The sequence below is a fragment of the Streptomyces sp. NPDC030862 genome, assembly GCF_055571835.1.
The window spans coordinates 180544-191614 of the sequence record NZ_JBVIEN010000013.1 but is presented as its reverse complement, the minus strand read 5'-3'; the positions used below and the strand labels follow the sequence as shown (position 1 = coordinate 191614).

At 74.9% G+C, this 11071-nt stretch carries 9 protein-coding genes; 3 read left to right on the top strand and 6 right to left on the bottom strand.

The window, feature by feature from the left end:
• Window positions 1-156: 156 nt before the first annotated feature.
• From ACZ42X_RS30375 to ACZ42X_RS30360, 4 genes are read right to left on the bottom strand one after another with little or no spacing between them, the layout of a single operon-like run.
• Entirely contained in the window at window positions 157-573 is a 417-nt protein-coding gene (locus ACZ42X_RS30375) for a CBS domain-containing protein (RefSeq protein ID WP_468296719.1), read from the bottom strand.
• Window positions 574-626: 53 nt separating this feature from the next.
• Window positions 627-860 carry a DUF6480 family protein gene (locus tag ACZ42X_RS30370; protein ID WP_361425072.1) on the bottom strand — a complete coding sequence of 78 codons (234 nt, stop codon included), beginning with the start codon at window positions 858-860 and terminating at the stop codon, window positions 627-629.
• Between the two features lie 28 nt (window positions 861-888).
• Window positions 889-1122, bottom strand: coding sequence for a CDGSH iron-sulfur domain-containing protein (locus tag ACZ42X_RS30365; RefSeq protein WP_468296717.1), 234 nt, complete (start codon window positions 1120-1122; stop codon window positions 889-891).
• Entirely contained in the window at window positions 1106-1738 is a 633-nt protein-coding gene (locus tag ACZ42X_RS30360; RefSeq protein WP_468296715.1) for a HemK2/MTQ2 family protein methyltransferase, read from the bottom strand. Before ACZ42X_RS30360 ends, ACZ42X_RS30365 begins: the two co-directional genes overlap by 17 nt.
• 130 nt (window positions 1739-1868) lie before the next feature.
• Here ACZ42X_RS30360 and ACZ42X_RS30355 point away from each other — a divergent pair, with 130 nt between their 5' ends.
• Window positions 1869-3455 carry an FAD-dependent oxidoreductase gene (locus ACZ42X_RS30355; RefSeq protein ID WP_468296713.1) on the top strand — a complete coding sequence of 529 codons (1587 nt, stop codon included), beginning with the start codon at window positions 1869-1871 and terminating at the stop codon, window positions 3453-3455.
• Window positions 3452-4453 carry an iron-containing redox enzyme family protein gene (locus tag ACZ42X_RS30350; RefSeq protein WP_468296710.1) on the top strand — a complete coding sequence of 334 codons (1002 nt, stop codon included), beginning with the start codon at window positions 3452-3454 and terminating at the stop codon, window positions 4451-4453. Before ACZ42X_RS30355 ends, ACZ42X_RS30350 begins: the two co-directional genes overlap by 4 nt.
• Before the next feature lie 468 nt (window positions 4454-4921).
• Here the strand turns inward: ACZ42X_RS30350 and ACZ42X_RS30345 are convergent, their stop codons facing one another.
• A complete protein-coding gene (locus ACZ42X_RS30345) occupies window positions 4922-5125 on the bottom strand; it encodes a hypothetical protein (RefSeq protein WP_355368254.1) in 204 nt (67 codons plus the stop codon).
• A gap of 200 nt (window positions 5126-5325) precedes the next feature.
• Here ACZ42X_RS30345 and ACZ42X_RS30340 point away from each other — a divergent pair, with 200 nt between their 5' ends.
• The gene (locus ACZ42X_RS30340) at window positions 5326-7629 is read left to right on the top strand and encodes a glycoside hydrolase family 9 protein (RefSeq protein ID WP_468296706.1); all 2304 of its coding nucleotides are present in this window, start codon (window positions 5326-5328) and stop codon (window positions 7627-7629) included.
• Window positions 7630-7647: 18 nt separating this feature from the next.
• Here ACZ42X_RS30340 and ACZ42X_RS30335 read toward each other — a convergent pair whose 3' ends face one another.
• Window positions 7648-10995, bottom strand: coding sequence for an AfsR/SARP family transcriptional regulator (locus ACZ42X_RS30335; RefSeq protein WP_468296703.1), 3348 nt, complete (start codon window positions 10993-10995; stop codon window positions 7648-7650).
• Window positions 10996-11071: the final 76 nt, after the last annotated feature.

The following is an 11071-nucleotide window of genomic DNA, read 5'->3' as shown; positions in this document are numbered from 1 at the left end:
TGGTGGGGGGAGAGAGGGGGGGGGGGGGGGGGAGGGTGGGGGGGGGGGGGGGGGAAGGGGGGGGGGGGGGGGGGGGGGGGGGGGGGGAGGGGGGGGGGGGGGGGGGGGGGGTCCCCCCCCCCCCCCCCCCCCCCCGCCCCTTCGGTCACGCTTCCGCTAGTCCGTGGAGAGCGCCTGCAGGAGGTCGCCGACCTGGGGGTCCGGGAGGGCGCGGGCCACGTCGGCCTGGGCGACCATGCCGACCAGCCGGTGGTCGTCGATGACCGGGAGCCGGCGCACCTTGTGCTCGGACATCTTGCGCAGCACCAGTTGCGCGTTGTCGTCGGCGCCCACGTACACGACCTCGCCCTGGGCGAGTTCACCCGCGGTGGTCTTCGCCGGGTCCTTGCCCGCGCCGAGACACTTCACCACGATGTCGCGGTCGGTCAGCATGCCCTTGAGCTTGTCGTCCTCGCCGCAGATCGGCATCGCTCCGACCCCGAGCCGTTTCATCTCCTCGGCGGCCTTCAGGAGCGTGTCGTTCTCGCCGATGCACTCGACGCCCTCGGTCATCAGCTGACGTGCGGTTGTCATGTGTTTCGAGCTCCTTCGCTTCACAGGTTCGCAGGTTCACAGGTACTGCGGGTTCACAGTGCGATCATCACGGCCATCGCGGCGAACAGCGCCGCGACCAGCACCACGATGAGCAGGATCAGGACCAGCGGGGCCTTCGCCCAGCCGGTCGTCGGGTTGTGCGTCTCCCGCGGCCCGGCCTCGGACATGCTCGACTCCGCGGGCGGTGTCTCGCCGGGCGGAACGCCGCCGCCGGCTTCCAGGCCGGGGGTGCGGTCCGGATCTGGGTCCGGGTTCGGGTGGCTCATGGGGTACGAGTGCGCAGTCGCGGACGTTTCATTCATCCTCCCCGCGGTTCCCCGGCCGTTCCGCTTCCGTACGGGTCCTGCGCCGGTGGCTCGTGTCGCACCACGGGTAGCGGCGGCTGCGCCGGCAGGTGCACACCGCCACCATGAACCGGTCGGAGCACGCCGTGGTGCCGTCGGGCAGGCGTACCTCGACCGGCCCGTCGAGCAGCAGCGGTCCTTCGGGATCGACGACGACGCGTCGGGGGTCACGTCCGCTGGGCACGGATCACCACCAGCTCTTCCTTGCGCTCGCCGGGCGGGATGAGGCCGCGCTCCTCCAGCCATTCGGCGTGGTCGTCCATCACCGGCCCGAAGGGGATCCGGGTGCGCAGGGTCACCCGGGTGCTCAGCCCCCGGTCGCCGAGCTGCTCGAGCGTGGTGCCCACGCCGCTGAGCGCCGACTGCACCAGGAGCAGGACGCCCCCGTCGCGCAGCAGCCCGGGCACCCGCTCGCACAGCCGGTCCAGGACGGCGCGCCCGTCGGTCCCGGCGTTCCAGGAGCGCGCGGGGCCGTGTGCCGGACGTGGCGAGGCCACGTACGGCGGGTTCGCCAGGATGAGGTCGAAGGTCCGGCCCTCGACCGGTCCGGTCAGGTCTCCGTGGCGCACCTCGACGGGCAGGCCTCGCCGGCGGGCGTTGTAGCGCGCGGCGAGCACGGCGCGCCAGGAGATGTCCACGGCGGTCACCCGCGCCGCTGTCCACTCGGCCGCCAGCAGCGCCAGCGCACCCGTTCCGGTGCCCACGTCGAGGATCTCGGCGTGGGCGGGGAGATGCAGGGTACGCAGTTCGCTGCGGGCGGCCTTCGCAAGCAGCTCCGTGTCCTCCTGGGGCTCGTACACACCACGTGGTTTGAGTAGCCGCATGTGTAGCGGGTACCTCAAAGATCTCTCGCGAAACGATCGAAACGGTGTGTATCGGAAACGTGACTATCAAGACGACGATGTGGACGGCTGCTGTGAGGAGTGAGCGATGACGAACGACCCCGCCTCCGGCTCGCTGTGGATGGAGTACGCCCCCGGCCCCGTCCGTCCGCCCCTGGACGGCTCCATCGAGACCGAGGTCGCGGTCGTCGGGGGCGGTATCGCCGGGCTGTGCACGGCGTGGGAGGTGGCCCGTGCCGGGCATCCGGTGGTGCTGCTGGAGGCCGACCGGATCGCATCCGGGGTGACCGGCCACACCACGGCGAAGCTGTCGTCCCTGCACGGCCTGGCGTACGCCGAGATCCAGTCGGTCCACGGTGCGCGCGGGGCGCGGCTGTACGCGCACTCGCAGCAGATCGCGGTCGAGCGGGTGGCGCAGGTGTCCGAGGAGCTGGGCATCGACTGCGACCTGGAGGCGCTGCCCGCATACACGTACACCGAGGACCCGGCCATGGCCGACAAACTGCGCGAGGAGGCGGAGGCGGCGCGCGCGGCGGGTCTGGCCGCCTCGTACGAGACGGAGGTGCCGCTGCCCTTCCCGGTGGCGGGCGCGGTCAAGGTGGAGAACCAGGCGCAGTTCCATCCGCGGAAGTACCTGCTGGCGCTCGCCGCCGACCTGGAGGTGCTGGGCGGGCGGATCTTCGAGCGGACCCGGGTGACGCGGCTGCAGGAGGGCTCGCCGTGCGAGCTGACCACGAGCAGCGGGCACACGGTCAAGGCCCGGGACGTCGTGGTCGCGACGCACTACCCGGTCTTCGACCGGGGGCTGCTGTTCACCCGGCTGGAGCCGAAGCGCGAGCTGGTGGTGGCCGGGCCGATCCCGGCGGAGCAGGACCCGGGCGGCGTCTTCCTGACGCCGGAGGGCGGGACGCGCTCGGTGCGGACGGCGCCGTACGGCGACGGGCGGCGCATGCTGATCGTCACCGGTGAGAAGTTCACGCCCGGGACGGAGGAGCCGGGTGAGGTCGGCGAGCGGTACGAGAAGCTGGAGGCCTGGGCTCGCGAGCGGTTCCCGGGCGTGGAGCTCACGCACCGGTGGGCGACGCAGGACAACTTCACCACCGACCGGGTGCCGTACATCGGGCGCCTGCACGCCGGCGCCCGGCACGCGTACGTGGCGACCGGCTTCGCCGGCTGGGGCATGAGCAACGGGGTGATGGCCGGCGATCTGCTGGCCGGCCGCATTCGGGGCCGCGAGCCCGCCTGGACGAGCCTGTACGACCCGGTGCGGCTGCACCCGGTGCGCGAGGCGCCCGCGATGCTGCGGCTCCAGGCGCAGGTCGGCAAGCACTTCATCGGCGACCGGCTGCCGGGCGCGCACGCCGACTCGACCGCCGACATCGCGCCGGGCGCCGGTGCGGTGGTACGCGTCGGGGGCCAGCGGCTCGCGGTGCACCGGGACGCGTCGGGGGCGCTGCACGCGGTGTCGGCGCGCTGTACGCACCTGGGTTGCATCGTGCACTTCAACGACGAAGAGTGCGCGTGGGAGTGCCCGTGCCACGGTTCGCGCTTCGACGTCGACGGCAAGGTGGTGCAGGGGCCCGCGCTGCGGCCGCTGGAGCAGTACGAGGTCGAGGAAGGCGCCGAGGGCGCGGAAGGTGAGGCGGAGGAGAACGTGAAGGAGGACGACACATGAGCCGGAGGCCCGCTCCCCTGCCCGAACCGCGCGGCCCGCTGTCGGCGGCCGTGCGGCGGGTGCTGCTGGGCGAGGCGGCGCCACCGCCGGACGCCGGCGTCCTGGAGGCCGACCCGTTGGGCGAGGACCTGCAGCTGGCGCTGTACCTGGCGTACGAACCGCACTACCGGGACCTCGAGGGCGTCTCCGGCGAGCGGGAGTGGGACCCGGCGCTGCTGGGGCTGCGCCGGCCGATGGAGGAGGCGTTCCTGGCGGCGCTGCGCGAGGCGGTACCCGGGGACGGCGACGTGGACGGCGCCCTGGCGCCGCTGCTGGTGGAGCCCGTCGACGGGCACGGGGTCTCGCACCGGCTGATGGAGGCGGGCACCTGGGAGCTGATGCGGGAGTACCTGGTGCACCGCTCGCTGTACCAGCTGAAGGAGTCCGATCCGCAGGCGTGGCTGATTCCGCGCCTGGAGGGGCAGGCCAAGGCCTCGCTGGTGGCGGTGGCGTTCGACGAGTTCGGCGGCGGGCGCGGCGAGCGAGTGCACGCGCGGCTGTACGCGGACCTCATGGAGGGGGCCGGGCTGGACTCGTCGTACGGGCGCTACCTGGACCTGGCCCCGGCGGCGACGCTGGCCGTGGTGAACGCGATGTCGCTGTTCGGGCTGCACCGCTCGCTGCGGGGCGCGGCCGCCGGGAACTTCGCGGTCCTGGAGATCACCTCGCCGCCGGGGGCCCGGCGGATGGCGAAGGCGCTGGAGCGGCTGGGCGCGGAGGAGCGGTGCGTCCGGTTCTTCACCGAGCACATCGAGGCGGACGCGGTCCACGAGCAGGTGATGCGCCGCGACGTTCTCGGCGACCTGTTGGCCCGCGAGCCGGAGCTGGCGGCGGACGTCGCCTTCGGCATCCGGGCGACGGTGTGGCTGGACGACCGCTGGGACGCCCATGTGCTGGGGGCGTGGGACGCGGGCCGCACGTCCCTGCGCCACTCGCCGGCCTCCCTGCGGGCGGCGTGAGGAGCTCCCTGCGGGTGATGTGAGGCAGGGGCGGGCCGCCGGGACTCTCCGGCGGCCCGCCCGCCGCCATCAGCTCGCGGCCGCACCGGCAGGTCACGTGCGTACGCGCCCATCGCGGCCGTGGCGCCGGGCCGGTGGGCGCGGAACATCTCGTGGAGCCCTACGGGGTCCTTGGTGTCGATCTCCCAGGCGTAACGCAGGTCGATGACCGTGCGCCCGCCCAGGGCGAGGTATCGCGCCCCGTGGCCGCCGCTCGGTTCGCTCAGCGCGTCCGAGCGGTAGAGAGCCTCCCCCACCGCACGGGGCTCCCCGGTCGCATGGCCCCCGGTCACGAAAGGTGTGCAGCCGCTCGGAAGCCGGGTGCCCGTCCACCGCGACAGCCCGCCCACGCGCGCGGGGCCGCGGCCGCGCCGCCCGCTCGGGGGCGCGGCCGCGGGGCCCGCGCGCTGGGGCGAGGGTGCCGGAGGGTCAGGGGAGCAGTTCGTCGAGGGCGGCCTTGCCCTTCTCGGCCAGCCGGCGTTCGGCCCAGGCCATGTTCTTCGGGTTCACGTCACGCCCTGAGGCGAGGACCAGGTCCTCCGCGGTGAATTCCCCGCTCTCGGCGCCGCTGTGCAGCAGCTTGTCCGGCGTGACGCGCTCTCGCTGGGAGGTCGAATCGGGCTCAGCGTTCATGCCGCCTCCTTGTTCGTCCTGCAGTCATTGTCGTCGCCGGGTACCCCGAACGCATCCCCTACACCCGGGGGACCGCCGCTGTGTCGGACAAGTCGAACCCGCGGTGTGCGACATCTTGACGCCGACTCTCCCGACCCCGAGATTGGGAGCGCTCCCATGAACGTCCACCGACCGTCCCCACTCCCCCCGAGGAACGCAGCGTGTCGCATCAGCAGCCCCACCGAAGACGAACCGCCCGCCTCGCCGCCGCCCTCGCCGGGCTGCTGGCCGGGGCCCTGGTGGTACCCGCCAGCGCGGCGGAACCAGCCGCGGACGTACCCGAGCTGATCAGCAACGGTGACTTCTCGAACGGCACCACCTCCTGGTGGTGGACCGCGGGCAGCCCGGCCGCCGTCGTGGACGGGCGCCTGTGCGCCGAGGTCCCGGCGGGCACGGCCAACCCCTGGGACGCGATCATCGGGCAGAACGCCCTGCCCCTGACCGCCGGCGAGGGGTACGCGCTCAGCTACACGGCGACGGCGACGACGCCCGTCACCATCCGCACCAACGTCCAGATGGCGACCGAGCCGTGGACCACGGAGCTCGGCGCCGCGCAGCCCGTCGGCCCCACGGCCGCCCGCGTCACGCACACCTTCACGGCGGGCGCCGACCACACGGCCGCCCAGCTCGCCTTCCAGATCGGGGGCAGCGCGGCGGCGTACACCTTCTGCGTCGACGACGTCTCCCTGCGGGGCGGCACGCAGCCGCCTCCGTACGAACCGGACACCGGCTCCCCGGTGCGCGTCAACCAGGTCGGCTACCTCCCCCACGGCCCCAAGGGCGGCACCGTCGTCAGCGACGCCGCCGAACCGCTGCCGTGGACGCTCACCGACGCCGGCGGGACGACCCGGGCGAGCGGCACGACCACCCCGGCCGGGGTGGACCCCACCTCGCGGCAGCACGTCCACACCTTCGACTTCAGCGCGGTGACCACCGCCGGTGAGGGTTACACGGTCACCGTCGCGGGCGAACGGAGCGAGCCGTTCGCGATCGGTGACGGCCTGTACTCCTCGCTGGTCACCGACGCGCTCGCGTACTTCTACCACAACCGCAGCGGCATCGAGATCGACGCCGCCATCGTCGGCCCCGCGTACGCCCGCCCCGCCGGGCACCTCAATGTGAGCCCCAACCAGGGCGACCACGACGTGCCGTGCCAGCCGGGCGTGTGCGACTACCGCCTCGACGCGGCGGGCGGCTGGTACGACGCCGGCGACCACGGCAAGTACGTCGTCAACGGCGGCATCTCCGTGGCCCAGCTGATGTCGGCGTACGAGCGGACGCTGACCGAGCCGAGCGCGGACGGGGCGCCGTTCGCGGACGGCAGGCTGCGGCTGCCCGAGCACGGCAACCGCGTCCCGGACATCCTCGACGAGGTCCGCTGGGAGATGGACTTCCTGATGCGCATGCAGGTCCCGGCGGGCGAACCGCTGGCCGGCATGGTCCACCACAAGCTGCACGACAAGGCGTGGACCGGGCTGCCCACTCCCCCGCACACCGACCCGCAGCCGCGCGAACTGCACCCGCCGACCACCGCGGCCACCCTCAACCTGGCCGCCACGGCCGCCCAGTGCGCCCGGCTCTTCGCCCCGTACGACAAGGCCTTCGCCGCCCGCTGCCGCACGGCGGCGCTGACCGCCTGGCACGCAGCCAAGGCCCACCCGGACGTCCTGGCCGACCCGGACGACGGCACGGGTGGCGGTGCCTACCCCGACGACGACGTACGCGACGAGTTCTACTGGGCGGCCGCCGAGCTCTTCCTGACCACCGGCAAGGACGTCTACCGCCAGGAGGTGCTGCGCTCCCCGCTGCACGGCGACACCGACGCGGTCTTCCCGCGCGGCGGCATGTCCTGGGGCGCGGTGGCGGGCCTGGGCGCGCTCGACCTGGCCACCGTGCCGAGCAAGCTGACCGCCAAGCAGCGCACGGCGGTACGGGCCATGGTGACCCAGGCGGCGGACGGTTACGCGGCCGACTCCGCGCGCACCGCGTACGGCCTGCCCTACGCGCCGCCGGACGGCCACTACGTGTGGGGCTCCAACAGCCAGGTGGCCAACAACATGGTCGTCCTCGGCACGGCCCACGACCTGACGGGGCGGAGCGTCTACCGGGACGCCGTGCTGCGCGGCCTGGACTACCTCCTGGGCCGCAACCCGCTCAACCAGTCGTACGTCACCGGCTACGGCGAGCGGGACTCGCACAACCAGCACCACCGCTTCTGGGCCCACCAGCTCGACCCGTCCCTGCCGAACCCGGCACCGGGCTCGCTGGCGGGCGGCCCGAACGACGCCATCCAGGACCCGGTCGCACAGGCCAAGCTGAAGGGCTGCGCCCCGGCGATGTGCTACCTCGACGACATCGAGTCCTGGTCCACCAACGAGATCACCATCAACTGGAACGCCCCGCTGGCGTGGGTCGCCGCGTACGTCGACGGCCTCGGCGGCGGTGCGGCGGCGCGGACACCGTAGGTCCGGCGGCGCGGACGGTCAGCGTACGAGGGCGGCGGCCTCCCTCAGGGCGAGGTCGCCGCCCTCGGCGTGGGCGCGGGCGTACGCCGCCTCGTCGAGGACCGCGCGCAGCTCGGTCTCGGCGCGGTCCCGCACCTCCCTCTCGGCGTCGACCGGGAGGTGGCGGAAGCCCGTCCCGGAGGCCACCGTGACGTGCCGGTCGTACGCGCCGAGCAGCCGGGCGCCGTCGTGGGGGTCGCCGTGGTGGGCCATCGCCCAGGCGGCGGTCGCGAACTGGGCGAGGATCATGTGCGGGGCGACCACATAGGCCAGGGTCTCCAGCAGGCGCACGGCGCGGGCGAGGCGGCGGCGGGCGCCCGCGTGGTCGCCGTCGAGGCAGTCCAGCCAGGCGTGCAGGCCGAGGAGCATCCCGGTGAACATCGCGGCCATGGCGGGGGTGAACTCCTCCTCGATGAGCCGGAGCTGGTGGCGTGCGAGCGGGACGCGGCCGCTGCGGCCGTAGTGCTGGGCGAGCAGGAGCCGCGCGGTGGAGACGGTCTCGACGCTGTACGTGCGGGCCGTCTCGGCGGCGTCGAGCAGCAGGCGTTCGGCGCCCTCGCGCTCGGCGGGCCTGGTGGCGAGGCGGAGCCGTACCGACGCGAGGCGGGCCTGGAAGACGGCCTGGCTGTGCGCGCCGACCCGCTCGGCGCGGGCCAGGGCCCGCTCGAAGTCGCGGGCGGCCTCGGCGTACCGGCCGGCGCGCTCGTGGGCCTCGCCGCGCGCGGAGAGCGATTCGGAGGCGCCCCACAGGTCGCCGGCCGCCTCGAACCGGGCGAGGGCCTCGTCGGCGTCGGCGTACCCGTCCGGGAGGATCTTGGCGCGCATCAGCAGGGCGAAGCCGAGGTCCACGTCGTCGCCGTGCGCGCGACAGCACTCCACGACGGCCGCCATGGTGTCGGGGATGCCCCGGAACTCGCCGAGGAGCATGCGGACGAAGAACCACATGGCCCCGGGCTGGCGGCTGTTCTGCGGCAGGCCTGGGCGGTAGGCGTCGGCGATGGCCCGCATGTAGGCGCGGTTCTCGGGATTCTCCAGGGCGGCGGTGCCCTGGCTGCCGTCGGAGGCGAAGACCAGCAGGCGCACGCCGCGCCGCGCCTCCCACAGCGTCTCCTCGTCCCACGGGGGCGGCACCTCGGTGCAGCGGGCGGCCATCGGCACGGCCGGCCGGACAGGCTCCACGAAGGGGTCGGGGCCGAGGGCGGCGACGGCCGCCGACCAGACGCGGGCGTCGCTCTGGTGGCCGCGCAGCTGCCAGAACCAGTTGAGGGAGAGGGCCAGGCAGAGACCCTCCTGTTCCTCGCCGAGCTCGACGGCGGTGCGCAGGGCGGCGCGGAGGTTGTCGTGCTCCGTCTCGAAGGCGTTCAGCCACTCGGTCTGGCGGGGGCCGCGCAGCTCGTGGTCGCCGGTCCGGGCGAGTTCGCGCAGGGCTCTCAGGTGGCGGCGGGCGGTGGTCTCCCGCTCCCCCGCCTCGTCGAGGCGGGCGGCGGCGTAGTCGGCGACGGTCTCCAGGAGCCGGTAGCGCATGGTGCCGTCGGCCGCCGGGGCGGCGACGACGAGGGACTTGTCGACGAGGGAGGTGAGGCGTTCGAGGGTGTCGGGCTCGGCGCAGACCTCCTCGGCGAGGGGCAGGGAACAGCCGCCGGAGAAGACCGCCAGGCGGCGCAGCACCGCCCGTTCGGCCGCGTCGAGCAGGTCCCAGGACCAGTCGACGACCGCGCGCAGGGTCTGCTGGCGGGGCAGCGCGGTGCGGCTGCCACCGGTCAGGAGGCGGAAGCGGTCGTCGAGGCGGTCGGCGATCTGACGGGGTGTCAGGGCGCGCAGGCGGGCGGCGGCCAGTTCGATGGCGAGGGGCAGGCCGTCGAGGCGCCGGCAGATCTCGGCGCAGGCGTCCGGGTCGTCCGCCACGTCGAACCCTGGGCGGGCCGCCGCGCCCCGCTCGGCGAGCAGCCGCAGCGCCGCGTCCTCGGGAAGCGGCTCGACCGGCCGTACGGCTTCGCCGGGGACACCGAGGGGCTCGCGGCTGGTGGCGAGCACGGTGACGCCGGGGCAGGCGGCCAGCAGGGTGTCGGCGAGGCGGGCGGCGGCGCCGATGACGTGCTCGCAGTTGTCGAGCACCAGCAGCAGGCGCCGCCGTCCGCAGTGCTCCAGCAGGTGGGCGAGCGGGTCGCGGCCCCGGCCGTCGGCGCTCCAGCGGAGCGGCTCGCGCGCGCCGAGGGCGGTCAGGACGGTCTCGACGACGGCGTCCTCGTCGCGTACGGGGGCGAGTCCGGCGGCCCAGACGCCGTCGGGCCAGGCGGTGGAGTCCGCGGTTTCGAGGGCCAGCCGGGTCTTGCCGACGCCGCCGGGGCCCAGGAGGGTGACCAGGCGGTGGCGGCGGATCTCCTCGGCGAGGGCGGTCAGTTCGGTGTCGCGGCCGATGAAGGAGGTCAGGCGGGCGCGCAGGTTCCCGGACGGCGCGGGATGCGGGTGCGGAACGCGCCGCGGGCCCCGGTCCGGATGCGGGTGCGGTACGTGCCCCGGGCCCTGGCCCGGTGCCGGCTCGCGCTCCGGCTCCCGCCGTGGCTCGTCGTCCGCGGTCAGCAGCTCCGCGTGCAGGCCCCGCAGTTCCGGGCCCGGCGCGGTGCCCAGGCGCGCGGCGAGCACGGCCCGGACCTCCTCGTACGCCTGGAGCGCCTCGGCCGGGCGTCCGGCCGCGCGCAGCGCCCGGATCCGCAGCGTGGCGAGGGGCTCGTCCAGCGGCCGGTCCGCGACGAGTTCGGCGAGGCCCGGCAGGGCGCCCTGCGGGCGGCCGAGCGCGACCTCGGCGGCGAGGCGGTCCCGGCGTGCCTCGGTGTGCCGCAGGCGCGCCCGTACGGCGAGGGGGTCGCGGTCCCGGCCGGGCAGGTCGGCCAGCGCGGGGCCACGCCACAGGCCGAGCGCCTCGTCGAGCAGGCGGGCCGCGGCGGCCGGGTCACCGGCGGCGAGGGCGGCGGCGCCGTCGGCGGCGAGCCGCTCGAAGCGGAACAGGTCGATGTCGTCGGGCTGGGCGACGAGCCGGTAGCCGCCCGGCTCGGAGCGTACAGCGTCGCGTCCCAGCGCCCGGCGCAGCCGCCCGACCAGGGCCTGGAGCGCGGCCGTCTCGTCGGCGGGGAGGGCGTCGGCGGGGTCGTCGTCCGGCCAGACGTGGGCGGCGAGCCCGGCGACCGGTACGGTCCGCCCGGCGGCGGCCGCGAGCGCGGTGAGCAGCGCCCGCAGCCGGGGCCCCGCGAGCGGGGCCTCGGTGCCGTCGGGGCGGAGCGCCTGGGTGGTGCCGAGGACGCGGTAGCGGTAGCCGTGGCCGTGTGTCACCGGATCATTGTCTCCCCCGGGACCGCGGCCCGGTCCGGGACCGGGGCCTGACCGGACCGGGGCCGGGGGGACGGAG